General features: G+C 69.5%; 32 protein-coding genes and 1 pseudogene. 18 read left to right on the plus strand and 15 right to left on the minus strand.

All coding sequences use genetic code 11. The features are described from left to right. The 3 genes and pseudogenes from QH270_RS33575 to purH form a co-directional block, all read left to right on the plus strand. Nucleotides 1–210: pseudogene (locus tag QH270_RS33575) on the plus strand (DUF6350 family protein); the annotation flags it as partial. Between the two features lie 56 nt (nucleotides 211–266). Continuing rightward, nucleotides 267–923 (plus strand): phosphoribosylglycinamide formyltransferase, encoded by a 657-nt coding sequence (gene purN / locus QH270_RS33580; protein ID WP_280348805.1) that lies wholly within the window; start codon nucleotides 267–269, stop codon nucleotides 921–923. Then, nucleotides 920–2,485 (plus strand): bifunctional phosphoribosylaminoimidazolecarboxamide formyltransferase/IMP cyclohydrolase, encoded by a 1,566-nt coding sequence (gene purH, locus QH270_RS33585; protein ID WP_280348764.1) that lies wholly within the window; start codon nucleotides 920–922, stop codon nucleotides 2,483–2,485. Before purN ends, purH begins: the two co-directional genes overlap by 4 nt. A gap of 59 nt (nucleotides 2,486–2,544) precedes the next feature. Here purH and QH270_RS33590 read toward each other — a convergent pair whose 3' ends face one another. Then, nucleotides 2,545–2,991 (minus strand): hypothetical protein, encoded by a 447-nt coding sequence (locus QH270_RS33590; RefSeq protein ID WP_280348766.1) that lies wholly within the window; start codon nucleotides 2,989–2,991, stop codon nucleotides 2,545–2,547. Nucleotides 2,992–3,205: 214 nt separating this feature from the next. Between QH270_RS33590 and QH270_RS33595 the strand changes: the two genes are divergently transcribed. After that, nucleotides 3,206–3,778 carry a LysM peptidoglycan-binding domain-containing protein gene (locus tag QH270_RS33595; protein ID WP_280348768.1) on the plus strand — a complete coding sequence of 191 codons (573 nt, stop codon included), beginning with the start codon at nucleotides 3,206–3,208 and terminating at the stop codon, nucleotides 3,776–3,778. A gap of 76 nt (nucleotides 3,779–3,854) precedes the next feature. Here the strand turns inward: QH270_RS33595 and rpsR are convergent, their stop codons facing one another. The 4 genes from rpsR to rpmB are packed head-to-tail and all read right to left on the minus strand — an operon-like array spanning nucleotide 3,855 to nucleotide 4,864. Then, nucleotides 3,855–4,109 (minus strand): 30S ribosomal protein S18, encoded by a 255-nt coding sequence (rpsR, locus tag QH270_RS33600; protein WP_022566236.1) that lies wholly within the window; start codon nucleotides 4,107–4,109, stop codon nucleotides 3,855–3,857. 34 nt (nucleotides 4,110–4,143) lie between these two features. Then, nucleotides 4,144–4,449 carry a 30S ribosomal protein S14 gene (rpsN, locus tag QH270_RS33605; protein WP_110039711.1) on the minus strand — a complete coding sequence of 102 codons (306 nt, stop codon included), beginning with the start codon at nucleotides 4,447–4,449 and terminating at the stop codon, nucleotides 4,144–4,146. Then, nucleotides 4,449–4,619, minus strand: coding sequence for a 50S ribosomal protein L33 (rpmG, locus tag QH270_RS33610; RefSeq protein WP_233000782.1), 171 nt, complete (start codon nucleotides 4,617–4,619; stop codon nucleotides 4,449–4,451). Before rpmG ends, rpsN begins: the two co-directional genes overlap by 1 nt. An 8-nt stretch (nucleotides 4,620–4,627) precedes the next feature. After that, complete coding sequence (gene rpmB / locus QH270_RS33615; protein WP_280348771.1) at nucleotides 4,628–4,864, minus strand: 50S ribosomal protein L28; 237 nt, start codon at nucleotides 4,862–4,864, stop codon at nucleotides 4,628–4,630. Between the two features lie 104 nt (nucleotides 4,865–4,968). On the opposite strand from rpmB, the gene mrf reads away from it, so the two are divergent. From mrf to rpmF, 3 genes are read left to right on the plus strand one after another with little or no spacing between them, the layout of a single operon-like run. After that, nucleotides 4,969–6,273, plus strand: a complete 1,305-nt coding sequence (mrf, locus tag QH270_RS33620; protein ID WP_280348773.1) for a ribosome hibernation factor-recruiting GTPase MRF — start codon at nucleotides 4,969–4,971, stop codon at nucleotides 6,271–6,273. Then, nucleotides 6,270–6,536: a type B 50S ribosomal protein L31 gene (locus QH270_RS33625; RefSeq protein ID WP_110039713.1), complete on the plus strand. Its 267-nt coding sequence runs from the start codon at nucleotides 6,270–6,272 to the stop codon at nucleotides 6,534–6,536. Before mrf ends, QH270_RS33625 begins: the two co-directional genes overlap by 4 nt. Before the next feature lie 3 nt (nucleotides 6,537–6,539). Continuing rightward, entirely contained in the window at nucleotides 6,540–6,713 is a 174-nt protein-coding gene (gene rpmF, locus QH270_RS33630) for a 50S ribosomal protein L32 (protein ID WP_110039714.1), read from the plus strand. Between the two features lie 171 nt (nucleotides 6,714–6,884). Here the strand turns inward: rpmF and QH270_RS33635 are convergent, their stop codons facing one another. The 6 genes from QH270_RS33635 to QH270_RS33660 all read right to left on the minus strand — a co-directional run bounded on the left by QH270_RS33635 (nucleotide 6,885) and on the right by QH270_RS33660 (nucleotide 12,702). Next, a complete protein-coding gene (locus QH270_RS33635) occupies nucleotides 6,885–7,109 on the minus strand; it encodes a hypothetical protein (protein WP_280222447.1) in 225 nt (74 codons plus the stop codon). A gap of 453 nt (nucleotides 7,110–7,562) precedes the next feature. Beyond that, nucleotides 7,563–8,354: an MHYT domain-containing protein gene (locus QH270_RS33640; protein WP_280348776.1), complete on the minus strand. Its 792-nt coding sequence runs from the start codon at nucleotides 8,352–8,354 to the stop codon at nucleotides 7,563–7,565. After that, nucleotides 8,347–8,946, minus strand: a complete 600-nt coding sequence (locus QH270_RS33645; protein WP_110039847.1) for a GTP-binding protein — start codon at nucleotides 8,944–8,946, stop codon at nucleotides 8,347–8,349. The genes QH270_RS33640 and QH270_RS33645 overlap by 8 nt, the downstream gene beginning before the upstream one ends. Nucleotides 8,947–8,950: 4 nt before the next feature. Beyond that, nucleotides 8,951–9,322 carry a DUF742 domain-containing protein gene (locus QH270_RS33650; RefSeq protein ID WP_110039717.1) on the minus strand — a complete coding sequence of 124 codons (372 nt, stop codon included), beginning with the start codon at nucleotides 9,320–9,322 and terminating at the stop codon, nucleotides 8,951–8,953. A 6-nt stretch (nucleotides 9,323–9,328) separates the two neighbouring features. Then, complete coding sequence (locus QH270_RS33655; protein ID WP_280348778.1) at nucleotides 9,329–9,733, minus strand: roadblock/LC7 domain-containing protein; 405 nt, start codon at nucleotides 9,731–9,733, stop codon at nucleotides 9,329–9,331. Then, nucleotides 9,730–12,702: a sensor histidine kinase gene (locus QH270_RS33660; RefSeq protein WP_280348780.1), complete on the minus strand. Its 2,973-nt coding sequence runs from the start codon at nucleotides 12,700–12,702 to the stop codon at nucleotides 9,730–9,732. The genes QH270_RS33655 and QH270_RS33660 overlap by 4 nt, the downstream gene beginning before the upstream one ends. A gap of 257 nt (nucleotides 12,703–12,959) precedes the next feature. On the opposite strand from QH270_RS33660, the gene QH270_RS33665 reads away from it, so the two are divergent. The 9 genes from QH270_RS33665 to QH270_RS33705 all read left to right on the plus strand — a co-directional run bounded on the left by QH270_RS33665 (nucleotide 12,960) and on the right by QH270_RS33705 (nucleotide 21,171). After that, entirely contained in the window at nucleotides 12,960–13,646 is a 687-nt protein-coding gene (locus QH270_RS33665) for a response regulator transcription factor (RefSeq protein WP_110039720.1), read from the plus strand. A 10-nt stretch (nucleotides 13,647–13,656) separates the two neighbouring features. Continuing rightward, nucleotides 13,657–15,105, plus strand: coding sequence for a HAMP domain-containing sensor histidine kinase (locus QH270_RS33670; protein ID WP_280348782.1), 1,449 nt, complete (start codon nucleotides 13,657–13,659; stop codon nucleotides 15,103–15,105). 96 nt (nucleotides 15,106–15,201) lie between these two features. Beyond that, nucleotides 15,202–16,812 carry a trypsin-like peptidase domain-containing protein gene (locus QH270_RS33675; RefSeq protein WP_280348784.1) on the plus strand — a complete coding sequence of 537 codons (1,611 nt, stop codon included), beginning with the start codon at nucleotides 15,202–15,204 and terminating at the stop codon, nucleotides 16,810–16,812. Continuing rightward, entirely contained in the window at nucleotides 16,809–17,354 is a 546-nt protein-coding gene (locus tag QH270_RS33680; protein WP_110039722.1) for a MogA/MoaB family molybdenum cofactor biosynthesis protein, read from the plus strand. The genes QH270_RS33675 and QH270_RS33680 overlap by 4 nt, the downstream gene beginning before the upstream one ends. 5 nt (nucleotides 17,355–17,359) lie before the next feature. Then, nucleotides 17,360–17,551, plus strand: coding sequence for a hypothetical protein (locus QH270_RS33685; protein WP_280348786.1), 192 nt, complete (start codon nucleotides 17,360–17,362; stop codon nucleotides 17,549–17,551). Nucleotides 17,552–18,072: 521 nt separating this feature from the next. Beyond that, nucleotides 18,073–18,750 (plus strand): MspA family porin, encoded by a 678-nt coding sequence (locus QH270_RS33690; RefSeq protein ID WP_233000774.1) that lies wholly within the window; start codon nucleotides 18,073–18,075, stop codon nucleotides 18,748–18,750. Between the two features lie 65 nt (nucleotides 18,751–18,815). After that, nucleotides 18,816–19,475 (plus strand): MspA family porin, encoded by a 660-nt coding sequence (locus QH270_RS33695; RefSeq protein ID WP_280348789.1) that lies wholly within the window; start codon nucleotides 18,816–18,818, stop codon nucleotides 19,473–19,475. Between the two features lie 305 nt (nucleotides 19,476–19,780). Continuing rightward, nucleotides 19,781–20,449 carry an MspA family porin gene (locus tag QH270_RS33700; protein WP_110039726.1) on the plus strand — a complete coding sequence of 223 codons (669 nt, stop codon included), beginning with the start codon at nucleotides 19,781–19,783 and terminating at the stop codon, nucleotides 20,447–20,449. A gap of 62 nt (nucleotides 20,450–20,511) precedes the next feature. Continuing rightward, nucleotides 20,512–21,171 (plus strand): MspA family porin, encoded by a 660-nt coding sequence (locus QH270_RS33705; RefSeq protein ID WP_280348790.1) that lies wholly within the window; start codon nucleotides 20,512–20,514, stop codon nucleotides 21,169–21,171. A 67-nt stretch (nucleotides 21,172–21,238) separates the two neighbouring features. On the opposite strand, the gene mscL is transcribed toward QH270_RS33705, so the two are convergent. From mscL to QH270_RS33725, 4 genes are all read right to left on the minus strand, one after another. Then, nucleotides 21,239–21,643: a large conductance mechanosensitive channel protein MscL gene (gene mscL / locus QH270_RS33710; RefSeq protein WP_280348791.1), complete on the minus strand. Its 405-nt coding sequence runs from the start codon at nucleotides 21,641–21,643 to the stop codon at nucleotides 21,239–21,241. A gap of 99 nt (nucleotides 21,644–21,742) precedes the next feature. After that, the gene (locus tag QH270_RS33715; protein ID WP_280348793.1) at nucleotides 21,743–22,414 is read right to left on the minus strand and encodes an SAF domain-containing protein; all 672 of its coding nucleotides are present in this window, start codon (nucleotides 22,412–22,414) and stop codon (nucleotides 21,743–21,745) included. Nucleotides 22,415–22,504: 90 nt separating this feature from the next. Next, on the minus strand, nucleotides 22,505–22,783 hold the full coding sequence (locus QH270_RS33720; RefSeq protein WP_280348794.1) for an FmdB family zinc ribbon protein: 279 nt from the start codon (nucleotides 22,781–22,783) through the stop codon (nucleotides 22,505–22,507). A gap of 69 nt (nucleotides 22,784–22,852) precedes the next feature. Then, entirely contained in the window at nucleotides 22,853–23,440 is a 588-nt protein-coding gene (locus QH270_RS33725) for a 5-formyltetrahydrofolate cyclo-ligase (RefSeq protein WP_280348807.1), read from the minus strand. 89 nt (nucleotides 23,441–23,529) lie between these two features. On the opposite strand from QH270_RS33725, the gene QH270_RS33730 reads away from it, so the two are divergent. Both QH270_RS33730 and glp read left to right on the plus strand, forming a co-directional pair. Beyond that, on the plus strand, nucleotides 23,530–24,456 hold the full coding sequence (locus QH270_RS33730; protein WP_280348795.1) for a UTP--glucose-1-phosphate uridylyltransferase: 927 nt from the start codon (nucleotides 23,530–23,532) through the stop codon (nucleotides 24,454–24,456). A 46-nt stretch (nucleotides 24,457–24,502) separates the two neighbouring features. Beyond that, nucleotides 24,503–25,762 (plus strand): molybdotransferase-like divisome protein Glp, encoded by a 1,260-nt coding sequence (gene glp / locus QH270_RS33735; RefSeq protein WP_280348797.1) that lies wholly within the window; start codon nucleotides 24,503–24,505, stop codon nucleotides 25,760–25,762. The last annotated feature ends 8 nt before the right edge of the window (nucleotides 25,763–25,770 follow it).

Consider the following 25,770-nt stretch of genomic DNA (forward strand, 5'->3'; position numbering starts at 1 on the left):
GACGACGAAGACGAGCACGACGACGACACCGACGACTACGACGACGATCCCGCCGTCGAGGTCGACGCCGAGGTGGTCGAGGACATCGACGACGACGTCGAGGTGAGCATCGCCGCGCCCGGCTCGGCGGCGCCGCCCGCCGACGACATCGTCGACGCGGAGGTCGTCGAGCCGGACCTGCCGGAAGGTGACAGGGACACCGGTCGTTAAGCTCGACCCGGCGGTATCGCCGATCGCCGCCCCCCGACCAACGCAGGAGTAGAGCGCTGACGTCCTCGTTTGCCCAGTGGAAGCCCGCAGGGACACCGGCCACCGTCGTCGTCCTCGCCTCGGGCACCGGCTCGCTGCTCAACGCGCTGCTGGCCGCCGCCCGCGAGCCCGGATTCCCCGCGAAGATCGTCGCCGTGGGCGTCGACCGCGTGTGCCAGGCCACCGACCACGCCGAGGCGGCCGGAGTGGAGCACTTCCGGGTCGCGCTCAAAGACTTTCCCGACCGGTCCGCCTGGGATCAGGCGCTGGCCGACACGGTCGACGCGCATCAGCCCGATCTGGTGGTGTCGGCCGGGTTCATGAAGATCGTCGGCCCACGATTCCTGGAACGCTTCGGCGGCCGGTTCATCAACACCCATCCCGCGCTGCTGCCCGCGTTCCCCGGCGCGCACGGCGTGCGTGACGCGCTCGCCTACGGCGCGAAAGTCACCGGCTGCACCGTGCACCTGGTCGACGGTGGCGTCGACACCGGCCCGATCCTGGCGCAGGAGGCGGTCGACGTGCTGCCCGGCGACGACGAGGCCACGCTGCACGAGCGCATCAAGATTGTCGAGCGACGGCTGCTGGCGGAGGTCATCGCCGCTGTCGCGACGCGAGGCATTGTCTCCGACGGACGAAAGGCAGAAATTCCAGATGAGCGAGCACACCGGTGAGTGAACGTAAGGCGATCCGCAGGGCGCTGGTGAGCGTCTACGACAAGACCGGGCTCATCGAGCTGGCCACCGGACTGCACGCCGCGGGCGTGGAGCTGGTGTCGACCGGTTCGACCGCGGGCAAGATCGCCGAGGCGGGCATTCCGGTCACCAAGGTCGAGGACCTGACCGGTTTCCCGGAGACCCTCGACGGCCGGGTCAAGACGCTGCACCCGCGCGTGCACGCGGGCATCCTCGCCGATACCCGTCGTCCCGAGCATGTCGAGCAGCTGGGCGAGCTCGGGGTGGAGGCCTTCCAGCTGGTGGTGGTGAACCTCTACCCGTTCACCCAGACCGTGGCCGGTGGCGCGAGCATCGACGAGTGCGTCGAGCAGATCGACATCGGCGGTCCGTCGATGGTGCGCGCGGCCGCGAAGAACCATCCGTCGGTGGGTGTCGTCGTCGATGTCACCGATTACGACGACGTGCTTACCGCGGTGAAGTCGGGTGGGTTCACCCTCGCCGAGCGGACCGCGCTGGCCGCCAAGGCCTTCCAGCACACCGCGAGCTACGACGTGGCCGTCGCGAGCTGGATGGGGTCGGTCGCGGTGCCCGCCGTGGTGCCCGAGACCGAGCAGTTCCCCGGCTGGGTCGCCGGTTCCTGGGAGCGGGCCGCGGTGCTGCGCTACGGCGAGAACCCGCACCAGGCGGCCGCGCTGTACACGGCCAACGACGGCACCGTCGGGATCGCGCAGGCCGAGCAGCTGCACGGCAAGGAGATGTCGTACAACAACTACACCGACGGTGACGCCGCCTGGCGCGCCGCGTTCGACTTCGACGAGCCCGCCGTCGCGGTGATCAAGCACGCCAACCCGTGCGGCATCGCCGTCGGCGCCGATATCGCCGAGGCGCACCGCAAGGCTCACGCCACCGACCCGGTCAGCGCCTACGGCGGGGTGATCGCGGCCAACCGTGAGGTCAGCGTGGAGATGGCCGAGCAGGTGGCCGAGATCTTCACCGAGGTCATCGTGGCCCCCGGCTACGCGCCCGGCGCGGTCGAGGTGCTGCAGCGCAAGAAGAACGTGCGCGTGCTGGTCGCCGAGCCGCCGCGGCGCAAGGGCGTGGAGCTGCGTCCGATCAGCGGCGGTGCGCTGCTGCAGGACCGCGACGTGCTCGACGCCGACGGTGACGACCCGGCCAACTGGACCCTCGCCGCCGGCGACCCGGCCGACGCCGCGACCCTGGCCGATCTCGAATTCGCTTGGCGCGCTTGCCGTGCCGTGAAGTCGAACGCGATCCTGCTGGCCGATGACGGCGCCGCGGTCGGCGTCGGCATGGGCCAGGTCAACCGCGTCGATTCGTGCAAGCTCGCGGTCGAGCGCGCGGGGGAGCGGGCCAAGGGCTCGGTCGCCGCGTCGGACGCGTTCTTCCCGTTCTCCGACGGCCCGCAGATCCTGGTGGCGGCCGGCGTGCGCGCCATCGTGCACCCCGGTGGCTCGATCCGCGACAAGGACACCGTCGAGCTCTGCAAGGAAGCCGGCGTCACCCTGTACCTGACCGGAGCGCGCCACTTCGCGCACTGAGTCACCGCGTACCCGAATCGGGTGCCGTGCCGAATCCCTCGGCGCGGCACCCGTTTTCGTTATCCGGCGTCGACGACTTCGCGGCTGCCGAGCGGGGCGTCCAAGGTGATCTCGACGGTGCCGAAGACGGCGTCCATGGTGCACATCTTGCCGACCGCGTCGGCCCGGGTCCCACCGCGCAATGCCACCTTCACCTGCTCGGCGGTCTCGGTGACGGTGACGTCGACACCGAAGCATTCCGGGTTACCGGTCTGGAAGTTGACACCGATCCTGTTGTCGCCCAGCCGAGTCCAGGAGGGGAACGCGATCGGGTGTGGATCCACGATGGTCGGATCGGGGGTGAACCGGTGCCCGATGGCCGCGTTGCCGTCCTCCGGGCGTGCGCTCGGAGTGGACGACGAACTCGGCTGGGGCGCAGCGTCATCGGTGCTGGAGCAGGCCAACAGCGGGCTCATCAGCACGGCGATGACGGCCGTGGCGGCGGTGAAACGCGACGTCGTTCGCATGTCCGCCACCCTAGCCGGACCGGGGCCGCGGACGGCGTCGGCGGGCGGCGCGATCCGAAGATGGTCCACCTCACAGTGAACTTTCCGCGAACCCTGCGCGTAACTCGCCCATTTCCGCTCCGCGCGGGCTACATTCGCTTCCGATGCGCCGCCGTGGCATACGGCGAGCATCTTCTCATCGGTGCTCTGCAACTGGATCTTCGAAAGGACGAACGTGGGCGACACGCTGCGCGTAGGCGAAGAACTGGGACTGGGACAGTCCCTGACCGGCGGTGCGTACACCCTGGCCCTGCAGCCGGACGGCAACCTGGTGCTGACCGAGCCCGACGGCAACGTCGTGTGGGCCGCTATGACTCATGGGCAGGACGTGCAGCGCGCGGCCCTGCAGAACGACGGCAACTTCGTCGTCTACAAGGGCGACGGCTCGGCCGCCTGGTCGACCGAGACCAACGGCAAGAACGTCGAGCGCCTCGTGGTGCAGCCCGACCGCAACGTCGTGCTGTACGGCACCGACGGCTCGGTCGCGTGGGCCACCGCCACCAACACCGACAACCCGCTGCCCGCCCCGGCTCCCGAGCCGGAGCCGGTCGCGGCCGCCCCGGCCGCCGAAGAGGTGCCCCCGCCGCCGCCCGCCGCGCAGACCTACACGGTCGAGCCGGGCGACACCCTGTGGGCCATCTCCGAGCGCTTCTACGGCGACGGCAACCGCTACCACGAGATCGCGGCGGCGTCCGGCATCGACAACCCGGACCTGATCAACGCGGGCCAGGTTCTCACCATCCCGTGATGACCTAGCCGCATCGCCTGCGCAACGAAAATGGCCCCGAGGCAACAGCTTCGGGGCCATTTTCGTGGTCTGCGTCCTAGCGGCTGGTGAAGGGCAGCAGCGCCATCTCGCGCGCGTTCTTCACCGCGACGGCGACCTGACGCTGCTGCTGCGGGGTCAGGCCGGTGACCCGGCGGCTGCGGATCTTGCCGCGGTCGGAGATGAAGGTGCGCAGCAGGTTGACGTCTTTGTAGTCGACGACCTCGATGCCCGCCGCGATCAGCGGGTTCTTCTTCGGCTTGCGGCCCTGCTCGGCGCGTGCCTTCTTGGACGGTGCTCGCTTCACTGCCATGTGATGTTCCTTCTCACGAGTTCAGTGTGGGTCTCTACCAGCTCGATTTGTGGACCCCGGGGAGCTCGCCCCGGTGGGCCATCTCGCGCACTCGAACACGGGAGAGGCCGAACTTCCGGAGATGACCGCGTGGTCGGCCATCGGCTGCATCCCGATTGCGCAATCGTACCGGACTCGCGTCGCGGGGCTGTTTGCGCAGTTCGGCCTGGGCGGCCGCGCGCTCGTCGTCGCCGGTGCCCGGCCTGCGGATCAGTTCCTTGAGCTCGGCGCGGCGTGCCGCGTACCGCTCGACGATCGCGCGGCGCTGCTCGTTGCGGGCGATCTTGGACTTCTTCGCCATCAGCGCTCCTCGCGGAAGTCGACGTGCTTGCGCACGACGGGGTCGTACTTGCGCAGGACCAGCCGGTCGGGGTCGTTGCGGCGGTTCTTGCGGGTGACGTAGGTGTAGCCGGTACCCGCGGTGGACTTGAGCTTGACGATCGGCCGGATATCGGTCGTCTTCGAGGCCATGGGTGCTCCTAGATCTTGTCGCCACGGGCGCGGATGCGAGCTACGACAGCCTCGATCCCGTGCCGGTCGATGGTCTTGATGCCCTTGGCGGAGACCGTCAGCGTGATGCGGCGGCCCTCGCTGGGCAGGTAGTAGGTCTTGCGCTGGATGTTGGGGTTCCAGCGCCGGTTGGTGCGCCGGTGCGAGTGCGAGACGGCTTTTCCGAAGCCGGGCTTGCGACCGGTGACCTGGCAGTGGGCCGACATGCGACCTCCCTCCATGGATATGACAACCATTTTCGACAATGGATATTCCAGACTGTACCGTTGCCTCTACGTCTAATGAAAATCGTTATCGAAAGGGGTATCGGGTGCTGGACCAGTCCGACCGGAGAACGCCCGTCGTGCTGCTCGCCGGTTTCGCCGGACCCGCCATGGCCGGCGTCGAGCACATCGCGGCGGCGCTGAGCGAGGACCCGGGCACTGTCGTGGTGCACCACGACCTCGCCGAACTGCGCGAAGGAGTGGTGCGCCGCACGGTGCGCACCGCGGGCGCTGTCACCACCACCGTGCTGGAGCTGGCGCACGGTTGTGTGTCGTGCACGCTGCGCGCCGACCTGCTGCCGATGCTGTGCACGCTGGCCGCGCGCGAGCACGTCCACCGCATCGTGCTCGCGCTGGATCCGGCCATCGAGGGCGAGGCGCTGTGCCACGCCATCGAGACGGTCGAGGTGAGCGGGGTCGCCGACCGGGTCGACGGACCCGCGGGGCGCAACGTGCGCATCGAGGCCGTGCTGACCTGCCTGGACGGGCAGAACTGGCTGGCCGACGCGACCGGCGACGAGGCGCTGGCCGACCGTGGCCTCGCCGCGGCCGACGATGAGCGCACCGTCGCCCAGGTGGCTGTCGGCCAGGTCGACTTCGCCGACGCCCTGGTCGTCCTGAGCGCCGAGGTCGACGCGCTCGAGCGGGAGCGCCTCGACGCGGTGCTCGCCAGGATGGCGCCGGGCGCGCCGGTGGCCTGGCTCGACGATCTCGCCACCCTCGACGCGGTGGAACTCGGCGCCCTGCTGACACGGATTCCGGCCGACGCGCGGCGCGGCCGGATCTTCGACGCGCACGCCCCGCTGCTGCGTGGACAGCCGCCGCTGACCACCGACCACGGCGTCACGCTCATCGAATTCGCCGCGCGCAGGCCGTTCCACCCGCTGCGCCTGCACGACGCGCTCGACGTCCTCTTCGACGGTGTGGTCACCGCGCGCGGCCGGATCTGGCTGGCCACCCAGCCGGATCAGGTGGTGTGGCTGGAATCGGCCGGTGGCGGGTTGCGGGTCGGCGGCGCGGGCCGGTGGCTGGCCGCCATGAGTGCCGAGGAGCAGGCCGAGGCCGATCCGGACCGGCGGGCGATGGCCGCGCTGCGCTGGGACGAGCGCTTCGGCGATCGCGATGTGTCGCTGGTGATCCTGGCCCACGATGTCGACCCGGCCGAGATCCGGCATGCCCTGCACTGGGCGCTGGTGGAGGACGACGAGCTGCTGCTGGTCGACCGGGCGCCGGAGCGAGTCGCGCTGTGGGAGGACCCCTTCGGCGAGTGGCACGAAGACCCCTGCGCCGATCCCGCCGAGGCTCCCGCCGCGGCGAGCGAGCGCACCAACCGAAAAGGAGATTCGGCATGAAAGCGGGCATCCATCCCGACTACCACCCGGTCGTGTTCGAGGACGCGAGCACCGGCAAGCAGTTCCTGACCAGGTCGACCGCGACCAGCGACCGCACCGTCGAATGGTCCGACGGCAACACCTATCCGCTGCTGATGGTCGACGTCACCGCGGATTCGCATCCGTTCTGGACCGGCGCGCACCGCGTGCTCGACGCCCAGGGCCGGGTCGAGAAGTTCGAGCGCAAGTACGGCAAGCGCACCCGCGCGGGCAAGGAGGGCTGATCGATGGCTGTTCCGAAGCGCAGGATGTCGCGGTCGAACACCCGCAGCAGGCGCTCACAGTGGAAAGCGGAAGTGCCGCAGCTGGTTCCGGTGACGGTCGGCGGCGTGGAGTACAAGGTGCCGCGCCGCATCATCGGCGCGGTCCGAAAAGGCTTGATAGATCCAGCGAAAATCTGACTGGACGGTCACGGGCCGGACCGGCGACTACGCCGATCCGGCCCGCAACCACCACGGTTTGCGGCCCGCCTCGCGTGCGAGGGGCGAGACGTAACGGCGAAGCCGCAGTATCGCCCCTCGCACGCGAGGCACAAGGGGGCCGCAAACCCGCGGCGCCAGCCGCTACATGTCTCAGCCTTCGCGCTCGGCCAGTTCGACCAGGGTGGCGGCCAGCTGGAAGAACTTGTTGCTGCCCAGGTCGGCGATGGTCTTGATCTTGAGCGCCTCGAGCAGCTGCTTGTCGTGCGCCTCGGTGAGGCCGGCCAGGGCCGACGGCGGCGCGGCGAGGATTTCCTTCAGCGTCTTGCTCTCGAACTCCTTGTCGAGAACTTTGTCGAGCACCACGTTGACGGCCATGCGAACTCCTTCGAACGAACCTCTAGGGATGTGCTGGGCGAGACGGAAAGCGCCCTGGGCGACGATAACCCGCAGAACGGCGGCGTGGGGGACGAACGCGCCGTCGGCGGCGGGTTCGGTGGCCGAGGCTGTCCAGGGGCCTTACTTCGGCGAGATCGTGCCTGCTCAGAGCCATTCGGCGCGGAGGTGGCAATCGCGTGGTTACTGATGTGACACGGGCCACTTGGGCCGAATCGGCCGATGGGCTTGCGGAGGGATTGCTGACCGTCGGGTAACAGACCTGCGGTTTGTTTTGTAGCACAAGAAAATTCCGGAACGACTGATGCGGAGTCCTTGCCGGGTATGTACTCTCGTGCACGAGGGCGGGTTCTCCGGTGAGGAGAACCCGCTCATCGCCACTTCAGGGCCTGTTTTCGGCGCCGAAATCCCGTCAGTATCCGGGCAAACCGGACGTTAGCTGATCAGGGCGCGGCGACGGTCCGCGGGCGGGGCGGGCGTCTCGGCCGTATCGCGGCGATCCGGTGCGATGAGCACCGCGGTGATCGGCACCGTCAGCCCCATCGATCCGATGACGAACATCGGGAACACCAGGTCGAACAGCGGCAGCCCGGACGGTATCCGGCCGCCCGCGTCGAGCGTGAACTCCAGCGCGGCGACAGCCGTGTAGTACACCGCGCCGACGCCGATCCCGAACAGCAACGACACCACCACCCGCAGCCACACCGGCCGCACCACCTGGGCGGCCCACAGCGTCGCCGTGGACAGCGCCATCGCCAGCAGCACCGAAACCCCGATGAGGCCGAGCGTCTCGTCGACCGAGCCCTGCACCGTGAGCGCGTCCAGGGTCAGATACGTGGACAGGCCGACGCTCAGGCCCGTCGTCAACCCGCCGACCACCAACCGCGGCAGCTGCGGGGTGCGCCCGCTGATCAGCAGCCCGGCGAGCACCCCCACCACCGCGATGGCCAGTGCCGACGCCCCGAGCGCCACGTTGTACCGCATCGCGGTGTCGTGCACGCGGATGCCGAGCAGTGCCACCGAATTCGCCAGCCAGATCCCGACCCCGCCGAGGGAGACCGCGGCCATCGTCAGCCAGATCATCCGGAACCGCAGCGAATACTTCGCGTGCCGGATGCAGGCGAACGCCACCAGTGCGCCGAGCACCGACAGGTCGTACGCGAGCCAGGCCACACCGGTACCGCGGCCGAAGGTCTCGGCTTCGGCCGCGGCGAGCAGCTCAACCACGCCGCCCTGCCTCCTCGAACTGCTGCGGCTCGAGCTGGGCGATGGCGTACTCGGTCACCGCGGCCAGCGCCTGCCTGACCTCGACGGCGTTGCGCGCGTCGATGTCGACGATCGGGATGCCCTCGCGCACCGAAAGGGCCTCGCGCAGTTCCGCGATCGGGAAGCGCGGCGCGTTCGGGAACCGGTTGACCGCGATCAGGAACGGCAGCCCACGCGCTTCGAAGAAGTCGACCGCCGCGAAACTGTCCTCCAGCCTGCGGGTATCGATCAGCACCACCGCGCCGATGGCGCCGCGGATGAGGTCGTCCCACATGAACCAGAACCGCTTCTGGCCCGGCGTGCCGAACAGGTACAGCACCAGGTTGCCGGGCAGCACGATGCGGCCGAAGTCCATGGCGACGGTGGTCGTCTCCTTCTCCGGCGTCTCGGCGAGATCGTCGATGCCGTCGGAGAAGTGGGTCACCATCGCCTCGGTGCGCAGCGGAACGATCTCCGACACCGCCCCGACGAATGTGGTTTTGCCCGCGCCGAATCCACCGGCCACGACGATCTTGGTCGACGCGACCCGCTGATCGGGTGCCGGGGGTCGCATGCCCTCAGAGGCCACGGAGTCCACGCAAAGTCCTCTCCATCAGTGATCGGCGTTCGTCGTAGCTCGCCTGCTCGGTCAGCGTCGAATGCATTCGGAGAATCCCGCCGACAACGAGATCGCCGATCATCACCCGGACCATACCCAGTGGGCGTCCGAGGTATGCCGCGATTTCGGCGACAGAGAGCCGATGTGTGCCAAGACGCACGATTTCGGTGCGCAAATCGCCTGCGGGCCACTCCAGGTGCGCGGTATAGGAGACCGTTTCCACGACTGCCTCCAGCGGGAGAGCGATCGCGGGCTCGGTCCGGCCGGAGGTCAGGGCATAGGGCCTGACCCGGGTAGTCGGCCGGTGTTCTGATCCGTACGGGCTCGACATCTCACCTCAGCCGGCGGTGCGGGCGGTGGCGGTGACCGCCGAGCCCACCCGGTCGACGAGCAACGCCATCTCGTAGCCGATGCGGCCGATGTCGTGGCTCTTGTTGGCCAGAACCGCCAGGTGCGAGCCGTTTCCGACGCTCATCACCAGCAGGTACCCGCGCTGCATCTCGACGATCGACTGCATCACCTTGCCGCCGTCGAACAGGTGCGCCGCACCCGCCGACAGGCTCGCCAGGCCGGCGGTCACCGCGGCCAGCTGCTCGGCCCGGTCCGAGGGTAGGTGCGGGCTGGTCGCCTGCAGCAGACCGTCGGCCGAGACCAGGACCGCGTGCGAGACGCCGGGCACGTCCCGGGTGAAGCGGGCGACCAGCCAGTTCAGATTCTCGTCCGTGGGGTGCGCGTTGCTCATTCGTGGCCTCCGTCGTTGTACTGGATCTCGGCACGGCCACTGCGAACGCCGCTGAGATGTCTGGTCAAGTTGTTTCGGATCTCCTCGGGATCGCGGGGGCCCGCTTCCTCGGCGGCGGTGAGTCCGCCGGGGACGAGCTGAGCGCCCGGTTTACGGATCGGCAGCCCGCCGACGGTGCGCGAGGACGTCGGCGGATTGCCCGCGCTGGCCGCTGCCGACCAACCCGCGTCGCCGGGGGAACTCCATGATGCTCCGTTGCCGCCGGATTCGGCACCGGCGGAAGCGGGTTCGACAAGCCATTCCGAAACCATCCGCTGGTAGATGGGGGTCGGCGCCTCGCCGGTGACCGGCTGCAGGCGCGGATTCGCCTGCGGTTTCGGCTCGGCCGCCGGGATGGGCGTCGGCGGCCGCGGTGGTTCGGCCGGCACCCGACCGGATTCGGTGAGTTCGGTCAGCGCCGAGGCCGGAACGCGCTGGGGCAGGCCGAAGGACCTGGGCCCGGCGTCGTCGGTGGCCGCGGGGCCGGTCGAGGTGCTCGTGGACGCCGGGCCGCTCGCGGTCGGCCCGGTGCCGAAGCCGTTGGACGGCGCCTCGTTCGAGGCGGGGGTCGCGACGCGGTTCGCGGCCGGGTCGTTCGAGGCGGCCGGGGTGTCATCCGCCGGGGAGCCCGTCGGCGCGTCGTCGTGCGACGTGGACGTCGTGCCGTTGGTGGAGCGGATCGGCAGGTCGTCGGTGTCGTGCTCGTGCTCGGCCCACAGGCCGGTCGGTTCGTCGGGCTCCGTCGGCTCGGCGGGCGCGGGCGGCGTCGGCGCGGGCGGGGCCGCCGGTACCGCCGACGGGCGACGTTGCGGCAGACCGGCACTGGTCAGCGGGGCCATGGTCGGCTCGGGCCGGTCGTCGAAGCTCGGCGCGACCGGGCCGGTCGGCACCAGCGGCGTCGAGCCGTTCAGCGCGGGCAGCACGAGCGGCTCGGGACCGCCGGGTGCGGTGATCGGGTTGGGCCCGGTGAGGTCGGCGGGCGTCAGCGCGTGCGGGCCGATCGCCGGCGCCGCCAGCGCGTGCGAACCGGTCGAGACGATCGGGTTGGGCCCGGTCACCGGGCCGTTGGGCGCGGCGGGCGCGGGCGCGACCAGCGCACTGGGCAGGTGCACGCTCGCGGTGATGCCCGGTTGCGGCGCCTGCCCGGCGGTGCGGCGCAGGCTGACGGTGATGGTGTGCCGCTTGGCGAGCCTGCCGACCACGAAAAGACCCATGCGACGTGCGGTTTCGATGGTGACCTCGCCGCCGGAGGCGAGCCGGTCGTTGGTCGTCTGCAGGTCCTCGGCCGACATACCGAGGCCGCGGTCGGTGATCTCGATGAGGTAGCCACCGTCGACCGCGCGGCCGACGATCACCGCCACCGACGTGCTCGGCGGCGAGTACCGCAGCGCGTTGTCGATCAGCTCGGCGAGCAGATGTTCGATGTCGACCGCGGATTCACCCGCGACCACGCCGTCGGGCACATTGCCGATCTCGACGCGCTGGTAGTCCTCCACCTGCGAGACCGCGCTCCACAGCATGTCCGACAGCGGCACCGGCGGCAGGTGGCCGCGGCGCAGCACGGTGCCCGCGAGCACGAGCAGGTTGTCGCCGTTGCGGCGCATGCGGGTGGCGAGGTGGTCGAGCCGGAACAGCGTCTGCAGGCGCGACGGGTTGTCCTCGTCGTGCTCGAGTTCCTCGATGAGCGCGAGCTGCTGCTCGACCAGCGACTGGCTGCGCCGCGACAGCGTCTCGAACATGTTGCCGATCTGCAGGCGCAGGCGGGCCTGGTCGGCGGCCAGGTTGAGGGCCTGTTCGTGGATCTCGTCGACGGCGCGGGCGAGCTGCCCGACCTCGTCGGTGGAATGGACGCCGACCGGGGCGATCTCGGGTGTCGCGCCGCCGCTGCGGACCACCGCCAGCTCGTCGGGCAGCTTCACGTGCGCGACCTCGAGCGCGTCGCGGCGCAGCCTGCGCACCGGCACGACGAGCGTGCGGGCCACCGCCAGCGCCAGCGCCAGACCGGCGAGCAGCATGCCGAGCACGAGCGTGGTCTCGCGCAGCGCGCCGGTCTGCGCGGTCGCGGTGTTCTCGTCGAGGGTGTGGTCGATGAGGTCGAGCAGCGAGGCGATGCTCGAGGCGTAGGTGTCGGCGCTCACCTGCAGCGTGTTGAGGACCGCGGCATTGGTGGTCGGGTCGCCGTTGTTCTGGCTGAACACGCTGATCCTGGTCTGCACCGCGTCCAGCAGCGAGGCCATGGCGCCCGCGTTCTGCGGCAGGATCATGCCGTAGGTCTTGATCATGGTCGACTCGGAGCCGAGTTCGACGAGCATCTGGGCGCGGGCGCTCTGGCTGCGGCCCGCGTCGGGGGAGACGACCAGGGTGCGCTCGCGGGTGAGCACCCGGCGCGCCTGGTGCAGCGCGGTCAGCTGGAGGAAGTAGCGCTGCACGATGAAGTCGTCGACCTGCGGGGTCTTCGACAGCGCGTTGCCGATCCGCTCGCCGATCTCGTCGGTCTGCTCACCGACCATCGCGGGCGATCCGCCGCGGACCGTGTTGCGCAGGGTGGCGCCGGTCGCGGTGGCCGCGGTCAGCTCGGCGGCGACCTCGGGGTCGATGGTGGCCGAGCGCAGCGCGTTCTGGACCTCGGCGAGCGCCTGGTCGTAGGTGGTGAGCGCGGCGTCGGTCTGCGGGTCGGCGATCGCGCCCCAGTTGGCCGTCGCGGCGACGGCGAGTTGCTCGGTCGCGGTGGCGAATTTGACGACGGGCCGGATGACGGTCGCCTGCTCGGTCGCGGCGCCGAGCTGCGTCATCGTCTGCAGCTCGTTGTTGATTCGCAGGACGGCGAAGGTGGTCGCCAGCATCACCGGTAGCACCAGCACGACGCCGACCTTGCGGGTGACGGACCAGTTCGACAGGCTGAATTGCCAGGAGCGCGATGCAGGTTCCATCCGCGTGCGTTGCCTCTGCTTCCACGTGTGACCCCGGCCCGCGCGGGGAGGTCGCGGAGCGATGCAGCGCAGAACCAACTGGAGGTCTTCTTTTTCCGCAGGAAAGATACCGTGCTGGGTAGGGATCGGCAATCCGGGCCGCGCCGTGGGAAATTCGCCGAATATGCGCTGTCACAATGACGCTCCGCGACACCTGGGACTGGCAACGCGCCGCCCCCTCTCAGTGCGTTCTCAGTCGGCCACGGCAAACTGAGCGCATGCGCATTCTGGTAGTCGACGACGATCGCGCCGTGCGGGAATCACTGCGCCGGTCGCTGAGCTTCAACGGCTACACCGTCGACCTGGCGGTGGACGGCATGGACGCGTTGGAAAAAGTGGCCGCTGCCAGGCCCGACGCCCTGGTCCTCGACGTGATGATGCCGCGCCTGGACGGCCTGGAAGTGTGCCGCAGGCTGCGCAGCACCGGCGACGATCTGCCGATTCTCGTTTTGACCGCGCGCGATTCGGTCTCCGAACGGGTGGCCGGCCTCGACGCGGGCGCCGACGATTATTTGCCGAAGCCTTTCGCGTTGGAGGAATTGCTGGCGCGTTTACGCGCCCTGCTGCGTCGCCGCGCACCCGATCCGGGCGAAGCCTCCGAGGCGATGGTGTTCGCTGACTTGTCGCTGGATCCGGTGACACGCGAGGTCTCGCGCGGCGAACGCGCCATCAGCCTCACCCGCACGGAGTTCTCATTGCTGGAGATGTTGATGGCCAATCCGCGCCGGGTGCTCACGCGCGGGCGCATCCTCGAGGAGGTCTGGGGCTACGACTTCCCCACCTCCGGCAACGCGCTCGAGGTCTACATCGGCTACCTGCGCCGCAAGACCGAGGCCGACGGCGAGGAACGCCTGATCCACACCGTGCGTGGCGTCGGCTACGTGCTGCGCGAGACCCCTCCGTAGGCGGCGGGGAATGGCACACAAGGAGCCGGCCGTCGCGGTCCTGCGCCCGCCCGATACGGGGGAGATGCGGCCGCCGATGCCGCTGACCCGCTCGGTCTCGCTGCGCTGGCGGGTGACGCTGCTGGCGGCGTCGGTGGTGCTCATCGCCGTCGCGGTCACCTCGATCGCGGCCTACGCGATGGTGGCGCGCGCGCTCTACGCCGACGTCGACGCCCAGCTCGAAGCGCGCGCGGCGACCATGATCAACAACAATTTCGAGACCCTCGGCTTCCAGTCGATCGTGCTGGCCGGGCTGTTCTCCAACGATGTCGGCGTCGCGCTGATCTACGCCGATCACAAGCCGTACATGCCGCCGCAGCAGACCATCCCGCCGGTGGGCGTGCAGGAGCTCGCCGTCGCCGACGGCAAGCTCAACTCCTCGCTGCGCACCGTCGGCGATCAGCGCGTGCTCGCCGTGCGCACCCACAGCGGCGCGACGCTGATCATCTCGCAGAAGCTCTACCGCACCCGCGAGGTGCTCGACCGGCTGGCCTGGCTGCTGTTCGTCGTCGGCGCCTGCGGCGTCGTGCTCGCCGCCGCGGCCGGTACCGCCGTCGGCCGGACGGGCCTGCGGCCCATCGCCCGGCTCACCGCCGCCACCGAGCGCGTCGCCCGCACCGACGACCTGACCCCGATTCCCGTCACCGGTGACGACGAATTGGCCAGGCTCACCGAGAGTTTCAACACGATGCTGCGGGCGCTGGCCGAGTCGCGCGACCGCCAGCGCAGGCTCGTCGCCGACGCGGGCCACGAGCTGCGCACGCCGCTCACCTCGCTGCGCACCAATATGGAGCTGCTCATCGCCTCCGGTCGCCCCGGCGCGCCCCAGCTGCCCGACGAGGACATGGCCGAACTGCGCTCCGACGTGGTCGCCCAGATCGAGGAGTTGTCCACCCTCGTCGGCGACCTGGTCGACCTCGCGCGCGAAGACGCGCCGGAAACCGTGTACGAGCGCGTCGATCTGGGCGAGGTGGCCGAGCGCGCGCTGGAGCGGGCACGGCGCCGTGGCACCGGCATCACCTTCGCCGCCGAGCTGCGGCCGTGGTTCGTCTACGGGCACGAGGCGGGGCTCGAACGCGCCGTGCTCAACGTCCTCGACAACGCGGCGAAATGGAGCCCACCGGACGCGGAGGTCCGGATCAGCATGCGCCCGGCGGGTCCCGGCCTGCTCGAACTCGCCGTCGCCGACGCGGGCCCCGGCATTCCGCCGGGGGAGCGTGAACTGGTCTTCGAGCGCTTCTACCGGACGACCGCGTCGCGCTCGATGCCCGGATCCGGGCTGGGTCTGGCGATCGTGAAGCAGGTCGTCACCAAGCACGGCGGCACGATCGCGGTCGACACTTCGGACCAGGGTGGCACGCTGGTCCGGATCGTCCTGCCCGGCGAGGCGCCGATTCCCGACGACGCGGGAACGATCTGATCGCCCGCGGAGTCTCGGCGAACTGACGGCCCGATCTCAGCCGCTTCTCAGTACCCGTCACGAAGCTGGTCAGCAAGCGTGAGGAGACAACCAACCATGACCGACGATCCCCAGCAGCGCCCCGCCGATCAGCCCGGAGATCCCGCGGCGGGCGGCGCGGATCAACCGTTCCCGGCACCGGGACAGCCGGCACCCGAGACCGGAGCAGCCGCGCCGTCCCACGGCAGCGCGCATCCCGATGCCACCGCCCCGCTTCCCGGCGGCGGGCAGCCCGGCGCGCCGGTGCCGCCCTACGACGCGACGACCGACCGCTCCCAACATCACGGAGCCGGTCAGTCCTACGGCGCGCCGCAGCACCAGGGCGCGGCACAGCACCAGGGCGCAGCACAGCACCAGGGCGGCGCGCAGTACCAGGGTGCGGCGCAGCACGAGGGCACCGTGCAGCACGAGCGCATGGCGCAGCACCAGGGCGTGGCGCAGCAGAGCGGGGCGCAGCATTTCGGGACGGCGGAGGCGCAGCACACCGCGCCCATGCCCGGCTACGGATACCCGCCGCAGGGTGGTCAAGCCGGTCCCTATGTCGCGCAGGCGCCCGCACCGCAACGCAAGCCGCTGCGCCTCGGCCTCGTCGCGGGGGCGACCGCGCTGGCGCTGGTCAGCGGTGGCATCGGCGGTGTCGTCGGGGCGCTCGCGACCGGGTCGGAGTCGGCGCCGGTGACCAACGCGCTCGACGCGCCCAAGCCCAATGTCAACAATGTCGCCAACGCGCCCGCCGGGTCCACCCAGGCGGTAGCTCAGCGGGTGCTGCCGAGCGTGGTGATGATCAAGGTGGCCGGGACGCGCGCCTCGGGGGAGGGCTCCGGCGTCGTGCTGTCCTCCGACGGCCTGATCCTCACCAACAACCACGTCGCCGCGGGCGCGGGCGCCTCGGCGAAGATGGAAGTGGTGTTCAGCGACGGTAGTTCCGCCCCGGCGACCATGATCGGCGCCGACCCGGTCTCGGATCTGGCCGTGATCAAGGTCAGCGGCAAGACCGGCCTCACCCCGATCGAACTCGGTACCTCAGACGGCATCGCGGTGGGTCAGCCGGTGATCGCCATCGGTTCGCCGCTCGGCCTCGCCGGGACCGTCACCACCGGCATCGTCTCGGCGCTCAACCGCCCGGTCTCCACCAGCGGCGAGGGCGCGCCGAGCCAGGTGAATCCGGTGATCGACGCGATCCAGACCGATGCCGCGATCAACCCGGGCAACTCCGGCGGCGCGCTGGTCGACGCCCAGGGCAAGCTGATCGGCATCAACACCGCCATCGCCAGCCTCGGCGGCGAGGCGACCGGCGCGCAGAGCGGCTCGATCGGCCTCGGCTTCGCGATCCCGGTGGACCAGGCGCGCCGCGTCGCCGACGAACTGATCAAGACCGGCCACGCCACCTACGCCCAGATCGGCATCAAACTGCGGCCGCAGGACACCGCGGCCCGGGTTCTCGAGGTCACGCCGGGCAGCCCGGCCGACAAGGCGGGCGTGCCCGCAGGCGCGGTGGTCACCAAGCTCGACGACCGGCCCATCGATTCCGGCGACGCGCTGATCGCCGCGGTCCGCTCGCATCAGCCGGGCGACAAGGTGAAGCTCACCTACACCGACGAGCAGGGCGGCAACGCCAAGACCGTCGAGGTCACCCTGACCGGCGCGGCGGCGGAGGGCGGCCGATGATGCGTTCGAGCGCGGCGCTGTCGTGTGTAAGCGCTACGGTGATGAGCATGGACATCGATGCTCCCGTGGCAGGGCGTGCACTGGTTGTTGTCGTCGACGATCGGACGGCGCATGGCGGAGTGGATTCACTCGGCCCGCTCGTCACCGAGCTGCTGAGCGAAGCGGGCTTCCTCGTCGACGCGTCGGTGACGGTGCAGGCCGAGGAGGTCGAGATCCGCAACGCGCTCAACACCGCGGTCATCGGCGGCGTCGATCTGGTGATCTCGGTCGGCGGCACCGGGATGTCGCCCCGCGACGTCACCCCGGAGGCCACGACCGAGGTACTCGACCGGGAACTGCCCGGCATCACCGAGGCGCTGCGCGCGTCCGGCCGGGTGGCCGGTTCGCTCGACGCCGGCCTCTCGCGCGGTGTCGCCGGGATCTCCGGCAGCACCCTGGTGGTGAACCTGCCGGGCACCCGCTCGGCGATCCGCGACGGCATGGCCACCCTCGGCCCGCTCGCGAGCCGGGTGATCGGCGAGCTCTCCGGATTGGACGAGTGAGGCCGATGGCCACATCGGACAGCACGTCGCCGGGGGATCCCGAGGCGGCCCGGCGCAAGGCCGCCGAGGCCGCGCGGCTGGCCAGGATCTTCGGTGACGTGCTGCCCGAGACCACCGGTGACGAGCGCGGCGACGCCGCGGGCGGCCCGGATAACGACGAATGGTTACGCTCCCAGGTCCCACCGCACCACGGGTGACCGCACCGTTATCTACGTCGTCCCTACGTAAATGACCCGGGTCGAAATGCCGGGTTCGGTACCGGTGAGTAACCACGACAATTTCCCAGGACCACGCGAAAGCGTGGTCCTTTGTCGTGTTCGGGGCCGTAACCGGCGTACCGGCGGTACCGGTCAATCCGCCTTAACACATCCGATGCCGGATGCATAAATGCACGTCAAAGCATGTGACGATGTCTCGTCCTGTGGCAGGGGTCACTATGAAATTTACGAACTGTTTCGTTGCCTGATCATCATCTGAGCGTTTAATGTTCGCCATCGAGCCATCAACTATCGGTCCCCGCAGTACCCCACTTCTATGCGTTGAACCACCCGGTGGAACCCTGGCTCGGGTTCGTCACACCGGCCCCGGCCGTATCGTCGAAATAACAGTTGGTTACGTAACGGCAACAAAGGGGCGACACACTGAGCTGGGCCTGTGAGGTCCATCCGTCCGGTCTCGAAAGTCGAGACCGGCTGTTAGACACCTGATGAGGGGAAGTATGAGCGAGAACCGCACCACCGGTGTGCGCCGCGGCGCCCGTGCCGCGGGCGTCGGCGCTGCCGCGGCCGCCGTGGCTTTCGGCCTGCTGTCGACCGGTGCCGCCAATGCCGACACCTTCGTGCCGTTGCCGGACGGACAGAAGGTCGGTCCGAATGTGACCATCACCCGCACGCACGAGAGCGCTCTGATCTCGCCGTCGATGGCCGCCAACGGCGCGGGTCGCGTCGTCTGGGTCTCCGGCTCCGCGATCGCCGAGGTCGCCGCCACCCCCGAGGGCGAGGTCGGCCCCTGGAACGGTCCGTCCGGCCGTCCCGGCTCCAACAACTCCTCCACCCACGGCACCTCCCAGCTGAACACCGGCTACATCGTCGGTTGCCAGGTGAGCATCGCCGATGACGCGATCGGCGCCGGTGTGTCCGGTGGCGTGAGCACCGGCGGCGTGAGCGCCGGCGGCTCGATCGGCGTCAACCTGGGCCCGGGCGAGGTCAAGTTCGTCCAGATCAGCTCGAAGGACATCCAGAAGGCCGGCACGTACGCCATCGATTACCAGGACGCGGAAATCGAGATCCAGGGCTGCGCCGGCTACGCGCAGGCCCGGGCGTACACCGTGGTCGAGATCATCGGCGACCACTACTCGAAGACCACCCTCTACGGCATGCCGTTCAGCATCGGCTGACGTCTTTCGAATCTGACGAATCTTCTTCTCGCTGCGGCGAACTCAATCCTCGAGGGACAAATCCTATGATCAACCGTAAGTTCATGGCGCGGATGGCGGGCCTCAGCGCCGCGGCCACCGTGGCTGTCGGCCTGTTCTCCACGGGCGCGGCCAACGCCGACACCTTCGTTCCGCTGCCGGGTGGCCACATCACCAAGACGCTGTCCGACGGCACCGTCGTCGACATCAGCCTGGTGGGCGAATCGGCTCTCATCAGCCCGTCGATGGGCTCCACTCCGGTGCACCGCAACTCGTGGGTCTCCGGCACCGCGCAGGTCACCGTGTCCGACGGCGGCAGCGGCAAGATCTACCCGGGCTACACCGTGGGTTGCCAGGTGAACATCGCCGGTGGCGGTGTCTCCGGTGAGGGCAACGTCGAGAGCGACTGGGAGGGCAACGCGGCCGGCGGCATCGGCACCGGCGGCGAGCTCTCGCTCGGCCCCGGCCAGGCGAAGTCGTTCTACATCCTCGACCGTGAGGTGGCCGACGACTACGGCAACGAGTCGCACTCCAAGAACAACAAGTTCAAGAACGGCTCCGGTTCGGTGAGCTGGCAGGATTCCACCATCGGCCTGAGCGGCTGCGCCGGCTACGCCCAGGCGCGCGCCTTCGTCAGCGTCGAGGTCGAGACCGACAACGTCATCAGCTGGGTGACGCTGTGGGGCCAGCCGTTCAGCCTCGGCTGATCTGTTCTGATCCCCGGAAACGGGCCGGTCGCGTTTGCGACCGGCCCGTTTTTGTTGCGTCAACGATTCGCTTGCGCTGGACATTGCCGGGCCGCCTCATTATGTTTGTGGCGAATTGACTGTCTCGCAGTCAGTATCACGCGAAGTTTTCTGACTTTCAGCTTTCTCGATAGACCTCCCGGCTGGGCGAATCCGCCCTGTTGCCAGCGGCGCCGTCTGCGGACGCGCCTGGGCTGGGTCCGGGCGCAGCACAGATATCGGCCTCGACGGTCGAGGTCGATTTTGCGTACACCTCGAGGGGAAGTATGAGCGAGAACCGCACCAACCGCGTGCGTCGCGGCGCCTGGAGCGCGGGCGCCGCTGTGGCCGTGACGATGGGCCTCCTGTCGGCCGGTGCAGCCAACGCGGACACCTTCGTGCCGCTGCCGGACGGCCACAAGCAGGGCCCCGGCGTCACCCTGAGCCGGACCGGCGAGCATGCCCTCGTCTCCCCGTCGCTGGCCGCCAACGGCGCCGGACGCGTGGTCTGGGTCTCCGGCAACGCGCGCGCCGACGTGACGGAGACGCCGGAGGGCGAGGTCGGGCCGTGGAACGGACCGTCGAACCGTCCCGGCTCCAACAATTCGTCGACCCACGGTGCGTCGAACCTGAACACGGGCTACATCGTCGGCTGCCAGGTGAGCATCGCCGACGACGCGATCGGCGCCGGCCTGTCCGGCGGTGTCTCGACCGGCGGCGTCAGCGCGGGTGGCTCCATCGGCCTGAACCTCGGCCCCGGTGAGGTCGCGTTCGTGCAGATCGATTCCAAGGACATCCTGAAGCCGGGCGTCTACTCGGTCGAGTACCAGGACGCCGAGATCCAGATCCAGGGCTGCGCGGGCTACGCGCAGGCGCGTGCCTACACCGTGGTCGAGATCATCGGCGACCACTACTCGAAGACGTCCCTGTACGGCCAGCCGTTCAGCATCGGCTGACGCGCGACCACATCGAAACTTTCGCTCGTTCACACGAATTCACCCTCGAGGGGTCAACTGTGATGATCAACCGTAAGAGCATGGCGCGCGCTGCCGGTTTCTCGGCCGCCGCGACCGTGGCACTTGGTCTGCTCTCCACGGGTGCGGCCAATGCCGACACCTTCGTTCCGCTGCCGGGTGGCCACATCACCAAGACGCTGTCCGACGGCACCGTCGTCGACATCAGCCTGGTGGGCGAATCGGCCAATATCAATCCGTCGCTGGGTTCCACGCCCGCGCACCGCAATGCCTGGGTGTCGGGTAGTGCGCAGGTTAGCGTGTCCGGTGACGGCGGCGGCAAGATCTTCCCCGGGTACACCGTGGGTTGCCAGGTGAACATCTCCGGCGGCGGGGCGACCGGCGGCGCCGAGGGCGAGGTCGACGATGCGGGCAACCCGTCGGGCGGAATCACCTCCGGTGGCGAGCTCTCTCTCGGCCCCGGCCAGGCGAAGTCGTTCTACGTCCTCGACCTGGAGCAGGCCGACGACTACGGCAACGAGTCGCACAAGACCCGCAACGCCTTCAAGGGTGGTAGCGGCTCGGTGACCTGGGCCGACGAGACCATCGGCCTGAGCGGCTGCGGCGGCTACGCCCAGGCGCGCTCGTTCGTGAGTGTCGAAGTGGAGACCGACAACGTGATCAGCTGGGTCACGCTGTGGGGCCAGCCTTTCAGCCTCGGCTGAGTACTCACGACTCGGGAATTCTCGGGCCCCCGGTAGCTGCCGGGGGCCCGATCCTTTTGTCCCCCGCTCAGAATTCGTGTTTGCCACCGGCGCTGTTGTGCTGTTCGGCGAGTAGATCGCGAATCTGCAGCAACACCTCGCTGTCGCTGAGCTTCTCGTCCTCCTTGGAGAACCGCTTCTTCGCCGACGCCGCGGGCAGCACCAGGACGAAGTACAGAATGGCGGCGATCAGCAGGAAATTGATTCCGGCGGTGATGATCGGGCCCACCTCGATGAACGTGGCCGGCTTGTCGGCGACCAACTGGAAACCGAGTCCCACCTCGTTGGTCCCGCCGAACACCGCCAGCAGTGGGTTGACGATCCCGTTGGTGAACGCGGTGACGATCGCGACGAAAGCGGTGCCCATGACGACGGCGACCGCCAGGTCGATCACGTTGCCACGGAGCAGGAAATCCTTGAAACCCTTGAGCATGCGTTGCGCTCCATTCTCGAAAAGCTGCGAACGATCGTGCTGGTTCGTTCTGATGTTAATCAGGGTTGCGGCAAATCGCGCGCTAACTGCTACCGGGTTTCAGTGGAAGACGACGGTGAGCGCCGTCCGTAGTGAGGCGCCCGCGACGACCGTTGCGTACTCGGCGTCGAGCGCGACCAGGACCACCCGTTCCGCGCCGGAGCGTCGCTCGCCGGTGGCGGTGACCAGGATGACGGCCGCGTCGGTGGCGAGGGTGCGGGCCGGTCTGCTCGCGCCGGGTGCGCCGGCGTCCTCGACGCCGACGACATCCACCCGGTCGCCCGCGCGCAAGACCTCGGCGACCGCGGAATCGGCGAGCCGGATGGGCACGATCCTGGCGTCGGCGCTGCCCGCGGCGGCCGCGGCCAGGCGCGGTCCGACGACGCGCAGATCGGTGAAGGTCTCCCCGGTCCGCATCGCGCCGGTGAGCGTGGCGCCGACAAAGGCGGCGGGATCGGCGACCGAACCCGAAGGGAGCGAACGGGATTCGTAGCGTGCGACGCGCAGGTCGGCGGCGGTGAGCAGCCTGCCCGGTGCCAGCTCGCGGGCGGCGACGACCACCTCGCGACGGGCCTCGCCGGGATCGCCGCGCACGAACAGCGCCAGCGCCGTCAGTGCCAGCGCCGCGGCCAGCACGCGCCGCGCCAGCAGAGCGTCGGCCCAGGCCGGGCGGTTACCGAAGGCGAAGCGCCAGGAGCTGCCACGCCCCAGGTCGGCAAGACTGCGAGTCATGCCGCGAGCCTAGGAGCGGAGCGACGGGGAACAGCCCCGGAAAGTCCTGGTTGTGGACAACTACGGGGCTGTGGATAACTCCGGAAGGGGTCAGCTGGCGGCGGCGGGGGCCGTGCTCGTGCTCGGCGCGGGGGTGCTGCTGCCGTTGGACTCCGAGGACGACTTCGCGGGCTCGCTCGCGGTGGACGCGCCACCACGGCTGTCGGTGCGGTAGAAACCGCTTCCCTTGAACACGATGCCGACCGAGTTGAACAGCTTCCGCAGCTTTCCCGAGCACTGCGGGCATTCCGTCAGTGTGTCGTCGGAGAAGGACTGAACGATGTCGAAGCGGTTGTCACACTCGGTGCACGCGTACGAATAAGTTGGCACAGGATCCTCCGCAGGTCTCGTCGATCTAGCACTCTACCGCCGACAGTGCCAACCGTGCCAATCGCGGTTTCATTCCGGGGAAAGCCCCAGTTCGCACAACCCGCCGCCGGGCGTCAACGCCCAGCCCATCCGCAGGTCGTGCGGCTCCTCCGGCAGCCGCTCGACCAGTTCGCTGTCCCGGACCACCGCGATCAGGCGCGCGCCGGGGTCGGCCGCGTCGAGCGTGCGGTCGTAGTACCCGGCGCCGCGCCCCAGCCGCACCCCACGTAGGTCCACCGCCAGCGCGGGAACCAGGATCGTCGCGGCCTCGGCCACCGTCGCGGGCGGCAGGGTCGGTGCGGTCGGTTCGAGCAGGCCGAAGCGGGCCTTGCGCAGGGAGTCCGGTCCCTCGTAGCGTGCCCAGCTCAGCGGTCCCGGCTCGCCGGTCACCGGCAGCAACACCGTGGCGTCGCCCTCACGCAGGACGTCGAGCATGCGCAGGTCGCCGGGCTCACGCCGGATCGGGACGTAGGCGCACACCACGATGTCGGGCCCGGCCAGCGTGGCGATCCGCGCGGCCAGCGCCGCCGCCTCCGCGGCGTGCTCGGCTGCCCCGAGCTGGGCACGTTCGGCCAGGATCTGATCGCGCCACGCATATTTGGTGCGCTCACCGGGCATCTCCACAGCGACCACCCTAAGCTCTTGCCGACGCCGGATCGTCGCGCCAAGGCGATCGGACGCCCACGCAGAATGGATAGGGTATACGCATGACAGACAAGACTTCCGGTTTCCGCACTGCGGTGGTCCCCGCGGCCGGACTCGGAACCCGGTTTCTGCCTGCCACCAAGACGGTGCCCAAGGAATTGCTGCCGGTGGTCGACACCCCCGGCATCGAACTGGTCGCCGCCGAGGCCGCCGAATCCGGCGCCGACCGGCTGGTGATCGTCACCTCGCCGGGCAAGGACGGCGTGGTCGCGCACTTCGTCGAAGATCTGGTGCTGGAGAGCACGCTGGCCGAGCGCGGCAAGTTCGCACTGCTCGAGAAGGTCCGCAAGGCCCCGGCCCTGCTCGATGTGACCTCGGTCGTGCAGGAGGAGCCGCTTGGTCTCGGCCACGCGATCGCCCAAGCCGAGTCGGCCCTCGACGACGACGAGGACGCCATCGCGGTGCTGCTGCCCGACGACCTGGTGCTGCCGTGCGGCGTGCTGGAGACGATGAGCCGGGTGCGCCGCGAGCGCGGCGGCTCGGTGCTGTGCGCCATCGACGTACCGAAGTCGCAGGTCAGCGCGTACGGCGTCTTCGATGTGGAAGACCTCACCGAGGGCGCCGAGGCCGACGTGCTGCGCGTGCGTGGCATGGTCGAGAAGCCCGCACTGGCCGACGCCCCGTCGACGCTGGCCGCCGCTGGCCGCTACCTGCTCGACCGCGTGATCTTCGACGCACTGCGCCGGATCGAGCCGGGCGCGGGCGGGGAACTGCAGATCACCGACGCGATCGCCCTGCTGATCGCCGAGGGACACCCGGTCCATGTGGTCGTGCACCGTGGGTCGCGCCATGATTTGGGCAACCCGGGCGGCTATCTTCGAGCTGCCGTGGATTTCGCCCTCGAGCGGGAGGAATACGGTCCGCAACTGCGTGAGTGGCTGAATTTCCGGCTGAGTCCGGAATGGGACCCCCAGGCCCCGAACGCGTAGCGACAAGAACAACAGGCAGGCAGACGCCGATAGACACAGGAGCTCGATGCGCTCGGTTGAGGATCAGCTGATCAAGGTCACCGCGGCCGCGGTCGCGCCAAGGCCGGTCCGGGTCGCGATATCCGAGGCCCAGGGTTTGCTGTGCGCGGAGGACGTCGTCACCGAACGACCGCTGCCCGGCTTCGATCAGGCCGCCATCGACGGCTACGCGGTGCGCAGCGTCGACGTCGCCGCCGCGGGCACCGACGTGCGCGACGAGGAGGGCGAGCTCATCGACCTCACCTTGCCGGTGGTCGGCGAGGTGGTCGCCGGTTCGCGCCAGCCCATCCGGTTGCAGCCGCGCCAGACGGTGCGCGTCGACACCGGCGCGCCGCTGCCGACCCTGGCCGACGCGGTGCTGCCGCTGGACTTCACCGATGGCGGCCGCGCCAGGATCAAGGTCTTCGAGCCGGTCCGTTCGGGCGATTACGTCCGCCGGATCGGCGACGACGTGCAGCCCGGTGACGTGGCGGTTCGCGCGGGCACCATCATCGGCGCCGCCCAGGTGGGTCTGCTCGCCGCGGTCGGGCAGGACAAGGTGCTCGTTCATCCGCGGCCGCGACTGTCGGTGATCTCCATCGGCGGCGAGCTGATCGATATCGATCGCACGCCGGGGCCTGGCCAGGTCTACGACGTGAACTCCTACGCGCTGGCCGCGGCCGCGCGCGACGCGGGCGCCGACGTGAATCGCGTCGGCATCGTCAGCGCCGATCCGCGCAGGCTGCGCGATGTGGTCGAAGGGCAGCTGGTGCGCTCGGAGGTCGTGGTGATCGCCGGCGCGGTCGGCGGCTGGGCCTCGGAGCAGGTGCGCGAGGCGCTGGACGGGCTCGGCGAGCTCGAGGTCGACCGGGTGGCGATGCATCCCGGCTCGGTGCAGGGCTTCGGGCGGCTCGGTCGCGACGAGGTGCCCACCTTCCTGCTGCCGTCGAATCCGGTGAGCGCGCTGGTGGTCTTCGAGGTGATGGTGCGTCCGCTGATCCGGATCGCGCTGGGCCGCAGGCAGCCGATGCGTCGAATCGTCAACGCCCGCACCATCACTCCGATCACCTCGATGCCCGGCCGTAAGGGCTACCTGCGCGCGCAGCTGCTGCGCGACGAGGCCACCGGTGACTACCTGGTGCAGCCGCTGGGCAACGGCAACGGCGGGTCCTCGCATCTGCTGGCCACGCTGGCCGAGGCGAACAGCCTGATCGTCGTGGAGCCCGACGACACCGAGTTCCGCACCGGCGACGAGGTTCGGGTGGCGTTCCTGGCGCAGCGCGGCTGAAACGTGGA

The sequence above is a fragment of the Nocardia neocaledoniensis genome, assembly GCF_029868625.1.
GTDB classification, from domain to species: domain Bacteria; phylum Actinomycetota; class Actinomycetes; order Mycobacteriales; family Mycobacteriaceae; genus Nocardia; species Nocardia neocaledoniensis_A.

What these genes read in the sequence shown, in the direction of transcription:
- rpsR (WP_022566236.1), bottom strand. Translation starts at nt 4,109, where the DNA reads ATGGCAGTGAAGCGAGCACCGTCCAAGAAGGCACGCGCCGAGCAGGGC.
- QH270_RS33590 (WP_280348766.1), bottom strand. Translation starts at nt 2,991, where the DNA reads ATGCGAACGACGTCGCGTTTCACCGCCGCCACGGCCGTCATCGCCGTG.
- QH270_RS33680 (WP_110039722.1), top strand. Translation starts at nt 16,809, where the DNA reads ATGATGCGTTCGAGCGCGGCGCTGTCGTGTGTAAGCGCTACGGTGATG.
- QH270_RS33660 (WP_280348780.1), bottom strand. Translation starts at nt 12,702, where the DNA reads ATGGAACCTGCATCGCGCTCCTGGCAATTCAGCCTGTCGAACTGGTCC.
- QH270_RS33625 (WP_110039713.1), top strand. Translation starts at nt 6,270, where the DNA reads ATGAAAGCGGGCATCCATCCCGACTACCACCCGGTCGTGTTCGAGGAC.
- QH270_RS33685 (WP_280348786.1), top strand. Translation starts at nt 17,360, where the DNA reads ATGGCCACATCGGACAGCACGTCGCCGGGGGATCCCGAGGCGGCCCGG.
- QH270_RS33690 (WP_233000774.1), top strand. Translation starts at nt 18,073, where the DNA reads ATGAGCGAGAACCGCACCACCGGTGTGCGCCGCGGCGCCCGTGCCGCG.
- mscL (WP_280348791.1), bottom strand. Translation starts at nt 21,643, where the DNA reads ATGCTCAAGGGTTTCAAGGATTTCCTGCTCCGTGGCAACGTGATCGAC.
- rpmG (WP_233000782.1), bottom strand. Translation starts at nt 4,619, where the DNA reads ATGGCCTCGAAGACGACCGATATCCGGCCGATCGTCAAGCTCAAGTCC.
- QH270_RS33725 (WP_280348807.1), bottom strand. Translation starts at nt 23,440, where the DNA reads ATGCCCGGTGAGCGCACCAAATATGCGTGGCGCGATCAGATCCTGGCC.
- QH270_RS33695 (WP_280348789.1), top strand. Translation starts at nt 18,816, where the DNA reads ATGATCAACCGTAAGTTCATGGCGCGGATGGCGGGCCTCAGCGCCGCG.
- glp (WP_280348797.1), top strand. Translation starts at nt 24,503, where the DNA reads ATGCGCTCGGTTGAGGATCAGCTGATCAAGGTCACCGCGGCCGCGGTC.
- rpmB (WP_280348771.1), bottom strand. Translation starts at nt 4,864, where the DNA reads ATGTCGGCCCACTGCCAGGTCACCGGTCGCAAGCCCGGCTTCGGAAAA.
- QH270_RS33675 (WP_280348784.1), top strand. Translation starts at nt 15,202, where the DNA reads ATGACCGACGATCCCCAGCAGCGCCCCGCCGATCAGCCCGGAGATCCC.
- QH270_RS33730 (WP_280348795.1), top strand. Translation starts at nt 23,530, where the DNA reads ATGACAGACAAGACTTCCGGTTTCCGCACTGCGGTGGTCCCCGCGGCC.
- QH270_RS33700 (WP_110039726.1), top strand. Translation starts at nt 19,781, where the DNA reads ATGAGCGAGAACCGCACCAACCGCGTGCGTCGCGGCGCCTGGAGCGCG.
- QH270_RS33635 (WP_280222447.1), bottom strand. Translation starts at nt 7,109, where the DNA reads ATGGCCGTCAACGTGGTGCTCGACAAAGTTCTCGACAAGGAGTTCGAG.
- rpsN (WP_110039711.1), bottom strand. Translation starts at nt 4,449, where the DNA reads ATGGCGAAGAAGTCCAAGATCGCCCGCAACGAGCAGCGCCGCGCGATC.
- QH270_RS33705 (WP_280348790.1), top strand. Translation starts at nt 20,512, where the DNA reads ATGATCAACCGTAAGAGCATGGCGCGCGCTGCCGGTTTCTCGGCCGCC.
- rpmF (WP_110039714.1), top strand. Translation starts at nt 6,540, where the DNA reads ATGGCTGTTCCGAAGCGCAGGATGTCGCGGTCGAACACCCGCAGCAGG.
- QH270_RS33665 (WP_110039720.1), top strand. Translation starts at nt 12,960, where the DNA reads ATGCGCATTCTGGTAGTCGACGACGATCGCGCCGTGCGGGAATCACTG.
- QH270_RS33670 (WP_280348782.1), top strand. Translation starts at nt 13,657, where the DNA reads ATGGCACACAAGGAGCCGGCCGTCGCGGTCCTGCGCCCGCCCGATACG.
- QH270_RS33715 (WP_280348793.1), bottom strand. Translation starts at nt 22,414, where the DNA reads ATGACTCGCAGTCTTGCCGACCTGGGGCGTGGCAGCTCCTGGCGCTTC.
- QH270_RS33645 (WP_110039847.1), bottom strand. Translation starts at nt 8,946, where the DNA reads ATGCGACCCCCGGCACCCGATCAGCGGGTCGCGTCGACCAAGATCGTC.
- QH270_RS33655 (WP_280348778.1), bottom strand. Translation starts at nt 9,733, where the DNA reads ATGAGCAACGCGCACCCCACGGACGAGAATCTGAACTGGCTGGTCGCC.
- QH270_RS33650 (WP_110039717.1), bottom strand. Translation starts at nt 9,322, where the DNA reads ATGTCGAGCCCGTACGGATCAGAACACCGGCCGACTACCCGGGTCAGG.